This window comes from Streptomyces sp. NPDC091371 (genome assembly GCF_040684275.1).
Taxonomy (GTDB): domain Bacteria; phylum Actinomycetota; class Actinomycetes; order Streptomycetales; family Streptomycetaceae; genus Streptomyces.
Map to the genome: position 1 here is coordinate 1 of NZ_JBFBFP010000022.1, position 15,248 is coordinate 15,248.

Annotated in this window: 13 protein-coding genes; 6 read left to right on the top strand and 7 right to left on the bottom strand. The window is 72.2% G+C overall.

Annotated features, from left to right (window positions below):
* Positions 1 to 232 precede the first annotated feature (232 nt).
* Both AB0O21_RS23155 and AB0O21_RS23160 read right to left on the bottom strand, forming a co-directional pair.
* Positions 233 to 1,261, bottom strand: coding sequence for a hypothetical protein (locus AB0O21_RS23155; RefSeq protein WP_365173291.1), 1,029 nt, complete (start codon positions 1,259 to 1,261; stop codon positions 233 to 235).
* Between the two features lie 43 nt (positions 1,262 to 1,304).
* Complete coding sequence (locus AB0O21_RS23160) at positions 1,305 to 5,090, bottom strand: hypothetical protein (protein ID WP_365173294.1); 3,786 nt, start codon at positions 5,088 to 5,090, stop codon at positions 1,305 to 1,307.
* A gap of 147 nt (positions 5,091 to 5,237) precedes the next feature.
* Here AB0O21_RS23160 and AB0O21_RS23165 point away from each other — a divergent pair, with 147 nt between their 5' ends.
* The 3 genes from AB0O21_RS23165 (at position 5,238) to AB0O21_RS23175 (ending at position 7,348) form a co-directional block, all read left to right on the top strand.
* A complete protein-coding gene (locus tag AB0O21_RS23165) occupies positions 5,238 to 5,705 on the top strand; it encodes a ricin-type beta-trefoil lectin domain protein (protein ID WP_365173296.1) in 468 nt (155 codons plus the stop codon).
* Positions 5,706 to 5,807: 102 nt separating this feature from the next.
* On the top strand, positions 5,808 to 6,596 hold the full coding sequence (locus AB0O21_RS23170; RefSeq protein ID WP_365173299.1) for a hypothetical protein: 789 nt from the start codon (positions 5,808 to 5,810) through the stop codon (positions 6,594 to 6,596).
* Positions 6,593 to 7,348, top strand: a complete 756-nt coding sequence (locus tag AB0O21_RS23175) for a hypothetical protein (RefSeq protein WP_365173302.1) — start codon at positions 6,593 to 6,595, stop codon at positions 7,346 to 7,348. Before AB0O21_RS23170 ends, AB0O21_RS23175 begins: the two co-directional genes overlap by 4 nt.
* A 212-nt stretch (positions 7,349 to 7,560) precedes the next feature.
* Here AB0O21_RS23175 and AB0O21_RS23180 read toward each other — a convergent pair whose 3' ends face one another.
* Positions 7,561 to 8,166, bottom strand: a complete 606-nt coding sequence (locus AB0O21_RS23180; protein ID WP_365173304.1) for a hypothetical protein — start codon at positions 8,164 to 8,166, stop codon at positions 7,561 to 7,563.
* A 164-nt stretch (positions 8,167 to 8,330) separates the two neighbouring features.
* On the opposite strand from AB0O21_RS23180, the gene AB0O21_RS23185 reads away from it, so the two are divergent.
* Complete coding sequence (locus AB0O21_RS23185) at positions 8,331 to 9,197, top strand: SDR family oxidoreductase (RefSeq protein ID WP_365173306.1); 867 nt, start codon at positions 8,331 to 8,333, stop codon at positions 9,195 to 9,197.
* 209 nt (positions 9,198 to 9,406) lie between these two features.
* On the top strand, positions 9,407 to 9,913 hold the full coding sequence (locus tag AB0O21_RS23190; protein ID WP_365173309.1) for a hypothetical protein: 507 nt from the start codon (positions 9,407 to 9,409) through the stop codon (positions 9,911 to 9,913).
* 16 nt (positions 9,914 to 9,929) lie between these two features.
* On the opposite strand, the gene AB0O21_RS23195 is transcribed toward AB0O21_RS23190, so the two are convergent.
* Positions 9,930 to 10,442, bottom strand: coding sequence for a hypothetical protein (locus AB0O21_RS23195; protein ID WP_365173534.1), 513 nt, complete (start codon positions 10,440 to 10,442; stop codon positions 9,930 to 9,932).
* A gap of 241 nt (positions 10,443 to 10,683) precedes the next feature.
* Here AB0O21_RS23195 and AB0O21_RS23200 point away from each other — a divergent pair, with 241 nt between their 5' ends.
* Positions 10,684 to 11,601, top strand: a complete 918-nt coding sequence (locus AB0O21_RS23200; protein ID WP_365173311.1) for a hypothetical protein — start codon at positions 10,684 to 10,686, stop codon at positions 11,599 to 11,601.
* A gap of 149 nt (positions 11,602 to 11,750) precedes the next feature.
* On the opposite strand, the gene AB0O21_RS23205 is transcribed toward AB0O21_RS23200, so the two are convergent.
* From AB0O21_RS23205 to AB0O21_RS23215, 3 genes are all read right to left on the bottom strand, one after another.
* On the bottom strand, positions 11,751 to 12,884 hold the full coding sequence (locus AB0O21_RS23205) for a hypothetical protein (protein ID WP_365173313.1): 1,134 nt from the start codon (positions 12,882 to 12,884) through the stop codon (positions 11,751 to 11,753).
* A gap of 140 nt (positions 12,885 to 13,024) precedes the next feature.
* Positions 13,025 to 13,726 (bottom strand): 2-phosphosulfolactate phosphatase, encoded by a 702-nt coding sequence (locus tag AB0O21_RS23210; protein ID WP_365173315.1) that lies wholly within the window; start codon positions 13,724 to 13,726, stop codon positions 13,025 to 13,027.
* Positions 13,727 to 13,746: 20 nt separating this feature from the next.
* Positions 13,747 to 15,228 (bottom strand): amidase family protein, encoded by a 1,482-nt coding sequence (locus AB0O21_RS23215; protein ID WP_365173318.1) that lies wholly within the window; start codon positions 15,226 to 15,228, stop codon positions 13,747 to 13,749.
* Positions 15,229 to 15,248 lie beyond the last annotated feature (20 nt).

Below are 15,248 nucleotides of genomic sequence, written 5' to 3' on the forward strand. Positions count from 1 at the left end.
GCCCGGACAGCACTCCCCACTCCACATCCGTCAGCTCATGACGACGCACCATGCCGACATGATCCCTCATCAGAACCATTTGAAGACACGGCCTAAGAGAATCAACGTCGGGACGTCCACGCTCTCCCCTGGTAACGGCGCTACGGTCTGACTGCGAACTTCCGGACACCGGACGAGCGTAGAGGCGTGTGCGAGCCGCAGCAAAGGGACTGACCCGATTCGGCCAGCGCCATCACTCGGCCCAGTACGCGGCCCGCACCTCCCCCTCCGCGAAGTCCCCGCGCGGCAGAGACAGGCCGAGGGACTCCTCCAGGGCGTGGAAGTACAGCTCGAACGTGCTGGTCAGTTCGGGGTGGTCCAGCTCGGCACGGCGGACGGCCCGGTTGAGGAAGTCCAGTTCACCGCCCCGCAGATAGGGGGCGCTGCCGCGCTCGTACCAGATCAGCTCCAGGATGCCCCAGTCGTCGTCGACGCGGCGGCCGTCCCGCACGTAGTCAAAGGTGTAGATGGCCTTCGCGGAGGTGGCGGTCAGCCACACGCTCTCCTTGATCCCGAGCGCCGCGTACGCCTCCTTGTCGGCGAAGGATCCCGGCGGCGTGTCGTGGTACAGCAGGTACGTCCACCCGCCCGCCTGCCCGAAACAGCAGCTTTCCCACTGCCGGTCCCAGTGGGCCCGGCCGCTGTCCACGGCTTCCAGGTCCTTCAGGCGGGTGCCGGCCGCGACCTGTGCGGGATCGGCCCCGTACAGCAGGGCCAGGCGTTCGGCGTCGACGGTTTGCCCCGGCTCCGCGCGGTAGAAGGCGAGCGTCGTGTACGGGTGCTGGTCACGCCAGGACTTGGCTATCCAGGCGAGCCCCTCCAGCGGGTCGCGCCCGCACGCCTCGACCGTCCCGGCGTCGTCCAGGCCGCCGCTGCGGAACCGTCTCCCCCACGCCGGATCGATCCGGTCCAGCGCCTCGGCCGCCTCCTCGAGGCTGCCGCCGCGCCGGCGCATCGCGGCCTCGGCGATCAGGTACAGCACCTGTTCGAGGTCGCGGGTGGCGAAAGCCTCCCGGTAGGGGCCGTGCCGGCCGCGCACCGTGCCGTCCTCGTCCAGGAGCAGGAACAGGCCGCCGTCCCCTGCCTCTTCGGCGCGGTCGGCCCACTCCTCCAGCTCGTCTTCCGAGAGTGCCACGGGTGGCAGGCCCACTTCGTCGAGCAGGGCGTGTCGCGCGGCCGTCCGCTGCCAGGCCTCCGCCAGTGACTGCTTGGTGATCTCCATGGCCCCAATGTAAAAGGCGACACTGACAACCGGCCGACCCGCGTCATGTGGCGGGGCAGGGCGGGTCGAAGTCGAGCGCTGCGAAGTACTGCGCCCATTGGGCTCTGGTGATCCGGGGGTACGCGCTCTCGCAGATGCGGGCGGAGACCCTGTCCAGGCCGGTGTCCCACAGCCGGATCGTGAAATCGTTGCCGCCGGTCGCCAGGGTGTTGCCGTCCGGGGTGAACGCCACGGCCGGTACGGGGTTCGAGTGGCCGGTGAGGACGGCGGGAGTGGCCGCGCCGCGCACGTCCCACAGCAGGGCCTTGCTGTCCGCGGCGCCGGCTGCCAGTCGGCGGCCGTCCGCGTCGAACGTCAGCGTGTAGATCCAGGAGCCTGACGCCGGCAGCTTCCTCACCTTCGCCGGGCGGCCGATGTCGTTGCCGTCAATCAGCCAGACCGTCCTGTCCGTGCGGTGGAAGGCGGCCAGTCTCCGGTTGTCGGGGCTGAACACGCCGGAGGTCAGCGGGTCGGACCGGAACGGGGAAGGCAGTTCCCGGGGGCTGCGCGGATCTGCGATGTCCCAGAACCGCAGCGAACCGGACTCGCCGCTGCTCGTCACCAGCACACGGCCGTCCGGGCGGAACGAGGCCGTCGTGACGTCCGGCCCGCCCTCGGCGATCCGGCTCAGTGCCCGGGGGTCGCCGCGATCGGTCAGGTCCCACAGCCCGGCCGTACCCAGTGCCCAGACCGCCAGCAGGCGGCCGTCCGGGGCGAAGCGGACGCCGCCGACCTCGCCGGCGCCGGGGGCGAGGACCGAAGTCAGCCGCGGTCTGCGCGGATCGGTCACGTCCCACACGCGGACGGTGGTGTCCTCGCTGGCGGTGACGAGGGTGCGCCCGTCCGGGCTGAACGCCACGGACCGGACGAACTTGGTGTGCCCGTGCAGGACCGACAGCGGCCACAGGGCCCGGCCGCCGGTGACCCGCCACAGCCGTGCGGTGCCGTCCCAGCTGGCGCTGGCGAGCAGATGACCGCCGGGGCCGAACGCCAGGGACGTGACCACGTCGTCGTGGGTCGCGAGCGACAGGTCCCGCAGGTCCAGGAACCGGTCGGAGTTGGCGAGCGTACGGCCGTCCGGGCTGAAGGCGGCTTGGTAGGCCCCGCCGTGAACCGTACTGATCCGCTTCGGGCGTGCCGGGGTGGCGAGGTCCCAGAACAGGGTGGACCCGCCCACCGAGACGAGGGCGCTGCCGTCCGGGCTGAAGGCCACCGACCAGACGATCGCGGGATGGCCGAGCAGGACGGCCGGTGGCTGCGTCCGCGGGCTGCCGCCGATGTCCCACACCCGTGCGGTGCGGTCCCAGCTCCCCGTCGCCACGGTCCGGCCGTCGGGGCTGAAGGCGGCCGAGGTCACCGTGTCGGTGTGTCCGCGCAGGACCTCGATGAGCCGCGGATTCACGGGGTCGGTGACATCCCACAGTCGGGTGGTGGTGTCACCGGTGGTCGCCAGCGTGCGGCCGTCCGGGCTGAACGTCGCCGAGGTGACCGTGCCGGTGTGGCCCGGCACCGTGGCCACGAGCCGCGGGTGGCGGGGATCGGTCGCGTTCCACAGCCGCGCCGTGCCGTCGCTGTGGCCGGTGGCGATGGTGCCGCCCTGCCGGTACGCCACCCACGTCGGCGCGGACCGCTGATCCGGCAGCGTGCTCAGCTCCGCGGGCGCACGCCGGTTCGCCACGTCCCACAGCCGCACCGACCGGTCGCCGGCCGTGGCCAGGAGCCTGCCGCCGTCACCGAACGCCACCGCCTTCATCCGCTCCGACTGGTTCACGACGGCCAGCTGTTCGGGATGGTGGGCGTCCGCGACGTCCCACAGCCTGACCGTACGGTCCCAGCTCGCCGTGGCCAGGACCGTGCCCTTCTGCGCGAAGGAGATCGAGACCACGTCGGAGGTGTGGCCGATGAGCCGGCTCGTGTACGGCGTCGCGAACGCGCTCATGAGCTGGTCGCGGACGTCGCCTGCGGCGGCCAGCCGGTACGCGGCCAGGTTCAGCTGCGCGGCGAACGCGGGGTCCTGCTGTCGTACGTCGGCCGCGTCCGCGGCGGCCTTGCGCGCGAGGGCCACGTTCCGCTGCCGGATGGCCGAGTCGCGCGAGTCGACGGCCAGGCCGCCCGCGGTCGCGGCGATGACCACCAGCATGGTGAGCAGCGTGACCAGCTGCCGCAGGCGGACCGTCCGTCGCCTGACCGCCGCCATCTCGCCGGCCTGCGCCTCCCGGCTCGCGTCGAGGAAGCGCCGTTCCCGGGAGGTCAGCCCGCTGCCGTCCGCGGCGGCCAGGTCCAGCGCCGCGGCCAGGCGGGCACCCCGGTACAGGGCGTGCGGATCGCGGTGCTGCTCTTCCCAGTCGGCGGTCGCGTCGGTGAGCTGCCGGTGCAGGAGCAGCCGGTCCCGGTCCTCGGTCAGCCAGCCGCGCAGCCGCGGCCAGCACCGGATGATCGCCTCGTGGGTGATCTCGACACACCCCTCGTCCAGCGTCACCAGCCGTTGCCGGGCAAGGGATTCGAGAACGTACGCGGTGTCGGGGTTCGGGTCCAGCTCGTTCCTGGCGATCCGGCGCCGGGTGTCCTCGGTACCGTCGCCCAGCGCGGTCAGCCGGAGGAACAGCGATCTGGCGAGCTCCTGCTGCGCCGGCGACAGGTCCCGGTAGGCGGCCTCGGCGGTGTGTGCGAGCGCGTGCTGGATGCCGCCGGCCGCCAGGTACCCGTCCAGGGTGAGGCGGCTGCCGCTGCGGCGGCGCCAGGTCTCGGCCATCGCGTGCGACACCAGCGGCAGCGCACCCGGCTGACCGGTCGCGTCCGCGACCACGGCCGCCAGCAGCGGGCCGGTCACCGTGCAGTCGGCGAGCATGGCGGGCCGGGTGATGGCCTCGCGCAGCTCCTGGCCGCTCATCGGACCGACCGCGATCTGCGCGTCGCGCATCGCCTCGACCAGGCGGGGGTCCTGGACGCAGTGGCCGTAGAAGTCGGCGCGGACGCCGAGTACGACCCGGGTCCGGCTGGTCGTCGCCGTGGTGGCGGCGATCAGCATGCCGATGAACGCGTCTCGTTCGTCCTGGTCCCGGCAGAGGGTGAAGATCTCCTCGAACTGGTCGACCACGATCAGCGTGTCCACGTCCGGTGCGCGGTCGACCATGGCTTGCCGGATCCGCAGGTGCAGCGTCACGGGATCGCCCAGCAGCTCGGTCACCAGTGCGCCGGGACTCTCCCCCGCCGTCCCGGCCAGGTGGACCGCGCACTCCTCGACGGGATGCGGGCCCGGCGTGAACAGCATCACCGGCCACCCCGTCGCCCGCGCGCGGGCGACGAGCCCGGCCCGCAGCACCGAGGACTTCCCCGATCCGGACGGTCCGAAGACCGCGAGGAAGCGGCGGTCACGCACCTTCGCGAGCAGCTCGCCGGTCAGCTGCTCGCGCCCGAAGAAGCGGTCGGCGTCTTCCGGCTGGAACGCCGACAGCCCCGCGTACGGCGCGTCCTGCCCGCTGCTTTCCCCCGGCTCCTCGGCCCGTGCGCTCGCGGCGGTCGCAGCGATTTCGGCGGCCAGCGCGTGCCACCGGTTCTCCCATGCGCGGCGGTCGCCCTGGCAGGCCTCGACGTACGCGAGCGTGACGGCCAGGCTCGGAAACGTGTGCCCGCCCGCGGCGTCCGACAGCGTCGTGGACGAATAGTGCGCCTTCTTGGCCAGTGCCCGGTAGGGCGGGCGTCCCGCCGCCTCGCGCAGTTTCCGAAGGTCGGCCGCGAATCGTGTCAGCGGACCGGTGTCCGGGTCGAGCGGGCGTTCGGGGCGTGGCATGTGCTTCCTTCCTGCGTCTTTCCGCAGCCGTGCTGGGTGGTGGTTGTCCACCTTTTGATGTCCGGAATCCTCGTTCCGGCGCCGGACATCAACCGGTGGCTAGACATGGACCAGCGCAACCGCGCAAGGGCGATTCGAAGGAGAATCATGAGGTCTGTACGACGACTGATGCTGCTGGCGGCGACCACCGGGCTGCTGGCCGGCGCCACGTTGACGGGCGGGCCCGCGTTCGCCGCGGCACCGCTGCTCAAGTCCAACCTCAACGGAAGGTGCGTCGACATCTTCATGGGCCACCAGGAGAACGGCGCCACCACCGTGACGTGGGACTGCCACGGCGGCGTCAACCAGCAGTGGTACTGGAGCGGTGAGCAGATCCGCTCCAGCATGAACGGAAAGTGCCTGGAGATCTACGGTCCCCATCTCGGTGACCACGGCTCGGTGGCCATGTGGGACTGCAATGGCGGCCTCCACCAGAAGTGGTACCGCAACGGCAACGAGATCCGTAACCGGGTCAACGGGAAGTGCCTCGACATCCTGGCCGGCCGGTCGGAGAACGGGCAGCTCCTGGTGAGCTGGAGCTGCAACGGCGCACCGAGCCAGAGCTGGAACTTCTGAACACCGGCCCGGCCCGGCACCTCGCGTGCCGGGCCGGGTCCCGGCTCCGGTCCGGAACGGCCGCGCTCACATGGCGGGCCGGACAAGTCCTAGGCTGCGGGCATGACGAAGCACAACGGATTCGGAGTGATGCTGGCGCGGTTGCTGGACCACAGGGAGTCGAGCGTGCAGGAGCCGGCCGATCGCGCCGGGTTGACCGCACACGAGCTTCGAGCGGTGCTCGCGGGGGAAGCCCCCTGCGAGGAGCTGCTCCAACGGATCGCGCCCGCCGTGGGCCACCACGCCGTCGATCTGTTCATCCTGGCGGGGCTGGCCGTCCCGGACGACTTGGCGCCGTTGGACGCCGCGGCCCAGCAGTGGGCGCAGGACATCGTGATGGACGCGGTGCACCTCCCGCCGGCGGCACGAGGTGAACTCCTGCGGCACATACGCGCACTGCCGCAAGAGGAACGCCCCTCCGTCTTCGCCCCGAAGCTGCTCGCACCCCTTGCTGTTCCGGGAGGCCGGGTCATCCGCATGCTCCAGTACCGCAATCTGAGCTGGGCGGGCATCGCGAAGACCCTGGCAATCGTGACGCCCACGTACCTGGCGGCGTCCACCTACGGTGTGATCGGCTCCGGTCGCAAGGAGTTGACGCCCCGTTTGGTGACGGACTTCGCAGCCTTGCTGGGCATCGACGCCCGGGAACTGGCCGCGCTGACGGACGTCCGGCTGCATGACGTGCCACCGCCCCCGGCCCCGGAGGCGGTCGACGCCGCGGCTCTGCTGTGGGAGTCGCGGCGCCTCTCCGCCGCCCAGGCGAGGCAGGTCTCCGAGCTGGCGCGCTCCATGCGCAAGGGCTCCCCCAACGGTTACGTCATCAACCTGCCCGGGACGGGGGCGCCGTCTTGAGCGGACAGGACACGCCCACGGCCACGGCAGCCCGCGGCGGCCATCCGCTGCGCACGCACGCCCTCACCCGGGAATCCGGGCGGGCCCGGCAGCTCCTGGCCGCCGGGGAGTGGCGTCCTGCCGCGTCGGACGCCGAGGCAGCGGCGGCCGTCCTCGCCCACCTCACCGCCCCGCTCCCGACCCGGCGGGCCACGACGGCACGGAGCTCGGCCACGGACAGGGACCGGCGGCTCCAGCGCATCCTGCGTACCACCCTCCACCACCTCGACGCGGGCGCCGTCAGCCCGCCCGCCGCCGCACTCCTGGCCGCCGTCGCCCGCGCGCTGCTGCCCTGGCACGCCCACCCGAACCCACCGGCCGCGGCGGCCGCCCCGAGGTACTGGTCCGCGTCCAGGGCGTCGTCGAACGGAGTGGCCGTGGCGCCGACCGCGGCGGGCGAGGCCCTGCTCCCCGATCTGATCGCACTGTTCACCCCCCTGGCCGCGACGGGCCCGCCCGGTACCGTCCCGCTCACGCCCCCGGCCGTGCACTGGCAGGCCCCGTACGCGGGCCGGTTCCGCCGCTACGGCAGGCCGGCCGCCGGGGTGTGGACGGCCGAGACCGTCGGCTGCCCGGGGTGCGGGGGTACGGCCGGCCCCTGGACCGTGGCGTCGGACTGGCGTCAGACCACGCTGGGCTGCCCGTGTGGGGTGGTGAGCCACGACCACGGCCTCGCCTTCTCCGAGGTCTGGCTCCTCCTGCCGGACGTATGAGGCCGATCACCTGCGCGCGCCCGTCCTCCGAGGTGAGGGCGGCACCGGCGCTCCCAGGCCGGGATGTCGCCGCCCGGCAGCGTCGGGCCGGGCCGCGAAAGCCTGCCGGCGGAGGCCGGGATCCGGCCGGAGCGGGGCTTCGGGTGCTGCAGCGGTCCACGGGCTTCGCGGGCGCCTCGTGGGCTCCCCACCAGCAACCCGGTAGGTGCCATTCACAGGTACGGGCTCCAACGGCCGAAGCGGGCCAACACCTTGCGCGTGGCGTCCTCGTCGAGCCCGAGGGCGGCCGCTGCCTGCGCGGCGCTGAGATCATCGCGAGTGTCCCGGGCGGCCCAGTAGCCGACCTGCGCTGCGGTGACCTCCAACCGCCGGGCCGCCCTCACGGCCGCGACCGGAGACGTCTTGGCCAGCTTGACGAGCTCCCCCTGCAACCGCTCCAGCAGATCGATGACGGCCTCGGGCAGAGGGACGGTCGTCGCCTCGACCTGGGCCGTGTGCCCGTCCCAGTCCCGTACGCAGGCGTCCGCCTCGGCATGGCCGCCCTCCCCCAGCGCCGCCTCGCCGATCGCCTCCCAGTCCAGGGGGTGCTCGGGGCCCGCCCAGCCGCACGAGCACACCGCCCGCAGCGCGGCCGCGCGCGGCACGTGCGCCCAGCGGCCGTCGTAGACGCTCCACTGCGACACCGGCGGCCCGCCCGAGCCGGAGCCGGTGTCGAAGTACACCGGGCCCGGGACGCTGCCGTCGGCCAGGAGCACTCCGACCGCCCCCTCGTGGGAGGGGCCGAACTCGTCCGTCGTCCATGTCTCCCGCTCGCTCACCACACGCCTCCTGCTGCCGGCTCCGCGTCTTCGCCTCCCCGTCCGGGGCTGCTGGGGTACGACGATGCCGCAGCCGGCCGGGAGGCGTAGCCGAGTTCACGAACGAGGCGTCGGACAGCGCAGCGGGCGCGGGCCCTCGCCCGCCACCGCGGGGTGTTCGTCAGATGCGGCTGCCGAGCACGGGCCGCTCGGGAAGCGACAAATATGCTTGCCTTGTTCGCGCTGTTCGCGAACGATCGCATGCTGTGACGGATACCAAGGAAGATCATGGCTTTGCCGGGTCCCGGCCGTTGGCGCTGGTGACCGGCGTCGGCCGGACCGTCGGCATCGGCGCCGGCATCGCCCGCCGGCTTGCGGCGTCGGGCTGGAACATCGCCTTCACGTACTGGGCCCCCTATGACCAGCGCATGGCCTGGGGAGCCGAGCACGGGGCGACCGACGCGATCACACGCGAGCTCACCGGGCACGGCGCAGACACCATGGCCATCGAGGCCGACCTCACTGACCCGGACGCACCCGCCCGCATCTTCGACGAGGCCGAACGCCGACTCGGCGGGGTCACGGCCCTGGTGATGAGTCATTGCGAGTCGGTCGACTCCGGTCTGCTCGACACCACGGTCGAAAGCTTCGACCGGCATTTCGCCGTCAACGCGCGTGCCACCTGGCTTCTGATCCGCGAGTTCGGTCGGCGTTTCACCGGCGTCCACGGGAGCGGACGCGTCATCAGCCTCACCAGCGACCACACCGTGGGCAACCTTCCCTACGGAGCGAGCAAGGGGGCTTTGGACCGCATCACCATTGCCGCCGCTCGCGAGCTCGCCGGCCTCGGCGTCACCGCCAACGTCATCAATCCGGGGCCGGTGGACACCGGCTGGATGTCCGAGGACGTGCGCGAGCACGTACGCCGCCAGACACCGCTCGACCGCCTCGGTGCTCCGCAGGACACCGCACACCTGGTGGACTTCCTCTGCTCACCGAAGGGCCAGTGGATCAATGGGCAGCTCCTGATGAGCAACGGCGGGTTCGCCTAGGAGTCGAGTCGTGCTGAACTCCGTCCGGATCTCGACTGTTTCAGGCCGGCCCGGCCGCTCGGTCGTGGGGGGCTCCGGGGACTGCTCGACGATGTGGCGGAGGCCGTGCGCCCGGCCGCAGGGGGCATCTCGGGGAACGTGTTCCTCGGCCCGGCGGCGGTCCAGACCGGGGACGGCAACGTCCAGGTGAACCGGTTCGACTCCCGCCCGTGACCGGGGCCGGGCCCGCAGGGGGCGATGGTCAGGGCGACGACGGCCGCCGCCGCCGCGGGGACGTCTGCCACGGCGCGGCCGGAGTGCAGCACGGCAACAAGAGCGTGCAGTTCAGCTGCCACGAGCACCGCACGGGCATCCTCTCGGCCTGCGCGGTCGCCCTGGTGTGCGTGGCCACCGTGATCGCCGTCCGGGTGGGCGACGGCCCGGGCACCGGGGCCGCCTCCACACCCACCGGCATCCCCACCGCGAACACGGCACCGGCCACAGCCGGAACGGATCCGTCCGTGCTCACGGGGCGGCTGGTCAACGACGGCAGCATGCTGTGCCTGCGGGTGACCGGCACCGCGGACGGCCTCGTACCGGTGCAGGACACGTGCACCGGCGACGACGACCGAATCTGGACGCTGGCCCGGCAGGACGGCGGCGGCACCCACACGCGTCGCCCCCTGAAAGTGCGTCTCGACCACCGGGCGTGGGGCCATGGCGACGCCGTCGGGTGATGCACGTGATCGGGGGTCATGCCTGGCCCCGCACCCGGTGCCGCTTGGCGTACGACCAGGTCACCGCCGTCATCAAGGCCGGTATGGCGAGCAGCGGGGCGAAGACGAATGCCCAGACGGTCTGTGCCGGACCGCTCGACATGTACGTCTGGCTCTCGACGGTGAAGGCGACCACGACCTGCCACAACGCCACCACGACCAAGAGCGCCGAGCCGGCCCAGGCCAGCGCGGAGAGGGTCCGGGGGCGCAGCGGCCGCCACCTCTCGCTCACGAGCAACAACGGGAACAGGGCGGCCAGCTCACCGATGACGGAGAGGCCGACGACATACGCGATGCCCCACCCCGGGATGTCGAAGACGTCGCGCAGGACCTGGTCGCTGTAGCCGACGTAGACACCGGATGCCATGGCGATGCGCCACAGGCCGGACGGGACGGCGCACAGCGCGATGGCGTGGGCGGCACGGCGAGCCCAGAGGGGCGCGGGGGCGGGAGCAGGAACCGGAGAGATCGCTGTCGTCATGCCGTTCATCCTGGCCGTGACCACAGCGGCCGCGCGTCCTCCAGCAAGAGTGCCCGCACCCCACTCAGGTCCTACCCGAGCAGGCTGCGCTCTCCTCCGAGCGGGTGAGTTGCCCGTCCCCACCGGCTCGCCTCCGCGGCCGCCATCCTCGCTGCTGACGCTTCGGATCAGCCGGCCTGGGCCGACGAGCACCAGGTGCGCCGGGGATCCCGGGAGGTGTGCTGTCAGAGGGGTGTGCCAGAGTCTGCGCATGCTCGAGATCGTGGTGAAGACGGAGAACTGGGAGCGGCACGTCCGTGTGTCCGCCGAGGAGCTGGCCGGGTTGGTCCGGCGGATCGGTGGTGACGGTGACCTGTTCCTGGTGGTCCAGCGGATACCCGACCTGCCGGACGTTTTCGCCCAGGTCTGGCACAAGGCAGGTGGCGACTACACGCTGGAGTATCGCGATGGTGCCGCTGACCGGCACTTCCAGGCGAAGGCCGACGGACCCGAGGCCGTGATCGCCGCGATGACCGGCTGGGCCCGCCAAGAGGCCGGTTGGGATGCCGGCCTCGCCTGGTCGCTGCTGGACATGGGACCCGCCCGCGAGGTGCCGCCGCTCGAACTCGACGAAGACGAGCGTGAAGAGTTGGAAGAGCACGTCCGAGAGGTGCTGGTCGGCGGCTACACCTCCCGCGCTGAACTGGCCGAGCTTGCCGAGGAGTACCTGGTCACCCAGGACCGCCGGCCCGTTTCCCGCGAGCAGGCGGAGGCGCTGGCCGACCGGTTGTGGCTGGAGCGTGTCGCGGAACAAGCGTCATGGCAGGGCGAAACCGACCCCGAGCGGCTCACCCGCGCCTTCACCGCCATGGAGGAGGCCGGGATCACCGCCCGCGAGAACTTCACCTGTTGCCGTAGCTGCGGCCAGTCCGAGATCGGAGACGAAGCCGGACCCAACGCCCGCGGTTTCGTCTACTTCCACACCCAGTGCACGGACTCCGCCGCAGCCGGCCACGGACTGATGCTTCTCTACGGCGGCTTCGACGGCTCTTCCGAAACCACTGCTGCCATCGGCCAGGAGGTCGTGGCTGCCCTGGAAGCGGTCGGCCTCCATACCGAGTGGGACCACGACCCGGGCCGCGCCATCACCGTCACCCACCTGGACTGGCGCCGCCGCCTGATCGGCTAGGGATCGAGGCCCATGCGGTCCCGGGCAGCGCCCCGTGGCGGCCCCGAAGGGGCGGCGGGGCCGGTTGCCGGCCCCGCCCGGATGGCGGCTGAGCCATCCGGGCCGGCCTCCGCTCCCGGCCCCGCCGTTCAGAGCCGCCGGCCGGCGCCTCAGAACCCCCGGATCGCGAAGGGGAGCATCACGCGCTCCTCCCCGGCGGCCGGAGTGTTCGTCGCCACCCCGACGACGGTGAGGGACCTGCCCGTGGTGACGACGCCGACGGGCATCGTGTCCTGGGTGCCCACCGCCGGCAGGCGCAGCGCCTGCCAGCTGCCGTACTGCAGTCGCGCCCCGATGGGCTTGGATCCGTTCTCGGCGCCGACCACGGCGACCGCGCCGCCCTCGACGGTCAGACCGTAGAGCCGCCCCTGGCCGACCGGGGCGTCGACCACGCTCCACCGGGTGCCGTCGAAGTGTGCGACCAGCCCGTGGTCCGTACCCGCCGCACCGCGCTCAACGCGGCCGACAGCCCACACGTCGTTCGCCCCGTTCGATGCCATCGCGGTGAACTCGCCCTTCAGTGAGTCGAGTTCGGGGGCGGGCTGCCGGGTCCACGACGTGCCGTCGTAGTGCAGCAGCAGGGGACGGGCCCCGTCCGGTGTGCCGATGGTACCGGCGGCCCAGACGTTGTCCGGGGCGATCGCCGTGATGCCCCCCAGCGACCAGTAGTCGGTGTCGAGCGCGGGCGGCACCACCTGTCGCCACGCCGCGCCGTCCCAGTGCTCGATCAGCCCGTGGAAGGTGAGGAGCGGACCGTCGGGCTGGGTCCAGCCGACCGCCCACGCATCGTCGTGGTCCACGGCGGCCACCCCGAGGAAGCCCCCGCCCAGCGTGCCCTCGGGCAAGGGCGCGGGGGCGAGCTTCCAACCGGTGTTGTCGTGGTGCGCGGTGTGGATCGTACGCGTCGCCTCGTCGCTGTCGCCGACGAGCCAGGCGTCGCCCTCCGGGCTCGCGCCGATTCCGTTGATACGGGTCCGTGCGTCGTCCAGCGGGGTGGGTATCCGCTTCCAGCTGTACGAGGAGTCCTCCCGGCTGAACAGGACGGGACGGAGGGGCTTCTGCTTGCCCTCGCCAGATCTGCGGAAGCCCGCCGTCCAGGTGGTGTCGGCGTCGATGCGCTCGGCGACGAGCAGGCGGGCGTCGCCGGCCGGGAACTCCTCGGTGGCCCATGGACCCGGTGCGGGCCCGAAGGCAAGGGTGAGGGCGGCGAGGCCGCCGGTCAGGGCGAGCAGTGCGCGCTTCATCGGATGATCGGTCCCTTCGGGAGCGGTGATCGAAGGATCCGTACGGTCCGGTCTCGGGCCGTACGTCACCCGTCTCTGAGCACCGGCGCCGCCGAAAGGTTGAGAACGTTTCCCGATTCATCCGACACGTGGCGGAGCGCTCAGACCGACGCCCCGTCGATCAGGGAAGGCACGGCGTACGCGCGCAGGACCATGAGCGGGCCTTCGAGGGCGGCCACCATGGCGAAGGGGAACCGGTCGAGCTCGAGACAGAGTGCGACGTCATCAGGATGGGCCCCTTGACGCACCCCCTCCGCCAGCTCGGTGGCGGCGCGCGACTCGGCGGCACGGCGCAGGAACTCCGCTGCGTCCGTCCCGGCGTCGATGGTCACCGCGGCGATGTACTGGGCGCACGCCAGGTCTTCATCGGCCCGCCCGTCCTCGCCCGTGACCACGAACGCGACGCTGTCACCCGTGCGCGCCCGCAAGAGCCGAGCCGTTGCCTCCGCCACGACGAAACCGGCGCAGAGCACGAGCGACGCCTCCTTGACCGCGAGGGCGCCGACCGTCCCCGCGGTGGTCTTCTGCACGACGGTCCGTCCGCCGAGGTCGACGGACCGCAGCAGGGCCGGCGAGTTGACGGCGTCGAACCCGGGCGCGGGCGGACCGTCTTTCAGCGCCACCCAATCCGGGTGGCGGGCCTTGAGCGCCAGGGCTTCGTCCAGCGACTCGGCGAGAACGATCCTCTCCGCCCCCTGGGCAAAGGCCCAGGCAGCCACCGTGAAGGCACGCATGACGTCGACCACGACCGCCACGGACGGGACTTCGACCAGCTCTTCGATGCCAAGGAAACGAGCCTCCATCCGGTCATGATCCTGCATCATCAGACGGGGGGTTGCAGGTGGGCCCACGGGCGGTCGGCCTCGATCTGGGCCGCGAGGGCGAGGAGCGTGCCCTCGCCGCCGAGCGGGCCGACGAACTGGACGCCCAGGGGCAGGCCGTCGGAGGTGCGGTACGTGGGGACGCTCATCGCCGGGCGGCCCGTGATGTTGGCGAGTTGCGTGTAGGGGGTGGCGGCGATGTTCGCGATCACCGCCTGCTCCCATGCCTTCGTTCCGGCCAGCGCGCCCAGCAGCCCGAGCCGCCTCAGGACGCGTGCCACGGCCTGCACCGGGCGGGGGGTGTCCAGTTCACCGATGCGCACGGCGGGCCGGGCGATCGTCGGGGTGAGCAGGAGGTCGTAACGGCTGTGGAAGGAGGCGAGTTGGCGGCTGTATGTGTTCCAGCGCTGGTGGGCCGCGTAGTAGTCCGGCGCCTTGAGGGCCCGGCCGGCGGCCGCCAGCAGGTGGGTGTCGAGTTCGAAGTCGTCCGCGCTCACACCGGGCAGCTTGCGGATCTCGTCCACGGTGTGGGCCACCTGGGTGCACCACATGGCCAGGAAGTCGAAGGTGAGCCCGCGCTGGTCGATGTCGGGCTCGGCGGGCTCGACGTCGTGGCCGAGGCGGGCGAGCAGGCGGGCGGCGTCCTCGACGGCCGCGACGGCATCGGGGTGTACGTCCGTACCGACGGGTGAGCGGGTGGAGAAGCCGATGCGGAGGCGCTCCGGTGTTCTGCGGGCGAGTTCAGCGTACGGAAGGCCCGGGCGGGCGTGCAGGTACGGGCCGCCCGGGTCGACCTGCGCGGTGAGCGCGTCCAGCATCGCGGCGGAGTCGCGCACGCTGCGCGAGAGGACGCCGTCGGTGGCGGCGCCCTCCAGGTGCTCGGCGGCGCCCGGGCCCGCCGGGACGACCCCGCGCCCGGCTTTGAGGCCGAACAGCCCGCAGCAGGCGGCCGGGATGCGGATCGATCCGCCGCCGTCGTTGGCGCCCGCGACGGGCACGATGCCGGCCGCGACGGCGGCCGCCGAACCGCCGGAGGATCCCCCGGGCGTCCGGGTCAGGTCCCAGGGGTTCCGCGTCGGGCCGTTCACCTCGGGCTCGGTGATGCCCTTGGAGCCGAACTCCGGCGTGTTGGTCTTGCCGAACACGACCAGCCCGGCGTCCAGCCACCGGCTCACCACGGCGCTGTGCTCGGCGACGGCATGGTGCCGCAGCGCCCGGTTGCCGCCGCCGGTGGGCAGTCCTGCGTAGTCCTGCATCAGGTCCTTGATCAGGAACGGAACTCCCGCGAACGGCCCGGTCAGCGGCTCCTTCGCCCGCTCGCGGGCGAGTTCGTGCATCGGCCGGACGATCGCGTTCAGCCGGCCGTTGACGGCCTCGGCCCGGTCTATCGCGACCTCGAGCAGTTCGGACGGTGAGACCTCGCCCGCGGCGACCAGCTGAGCCAGCCCGACGGCGTCGTGGCTGCGGTACTCGGCGTACTCCATCGCCCGCTCCCTGAAAAATT

What these genes read in the sequence shown, in the direction of transcription:
- AB0O21_RS23155 (WP_365173291.1), bottom strand. Translation starts at nt 1,261, where the DNA reads ATGGAGATCACCAAGCAGTCACTGGCGGAGGCCTGGCAGCGGACGGCC.
- AB0O21_RS23160 (WP_365173294.1), bottom strand. Translation starts at nt 5,090, where the DNA reads ATGCCACGCCCCGAACGCCCGCTCGACCCGGACACCGGTCCGCTGACA.
- AB0O21_RS23165 (WP_365173296.1), top strand. Translation starts at nt 5,238, where the DNA reads ATGAGGTCTGTACGACGACTGATGCTGCTGGCGGCGACCACCGGGCTG.
- AB0O21_RS23170 (WP_365173299.1), top strand. Translation starts at nt 5,808, where the DNA reads ATGACGAAGCACAACGGATTCGGAGTGATGCTGGCGCGGTTGCTGGAC.
- AB0O21_RS23185 (WP_365173306.1), top strand. Translation starts at nt 8,331, where the DNA reads ATGCGGCTGCCGAGCACGGGCCGCTCGGGAAGCGACAAATATGCTTGC.
- AB0O21_RS23195 (WP_365173534.1), bottom strand. Translation starts at nt 10,442, where the DNA reads ATGAACGGCATGACGACAGCGATCTCTCCGGTTCCTGCTCCCGCCCCC.
- AB0O21_RS23200 (WP_365173311.1), top strand. Translation starts at nt 10,684, where the DNA reads ATGCTCGAGATCGTGGTGAAGACGGAGAACTGGGAGCGGCACGTCCGT.
- AB0O21_RS23205 (WP_365173313.1), bottom strand. Translation starts at nt 12,884, where the DNA reads ATGAAGCGCGCACTGCTCGCCCTGACCGGCGGCCTCGCCGCCCTCACC.
- AB0O21_RS23210 (WP_365173315.1), bottom strand. Translation starts at nt 13,726, where the DNA reads ATGGAGGCTCGTTTCCTTGGCATCGAAGAGCTGGTCGAAGTCCCGTCC.
- AB0O21_RS23215 (WP_365173318.1), bottom strand. Translation starts at nt 15,228, where the DNA reads ATGGAGTACGCCGAGTACCGCAGCCACGACGCCGTCGGGCTGGCTCAG.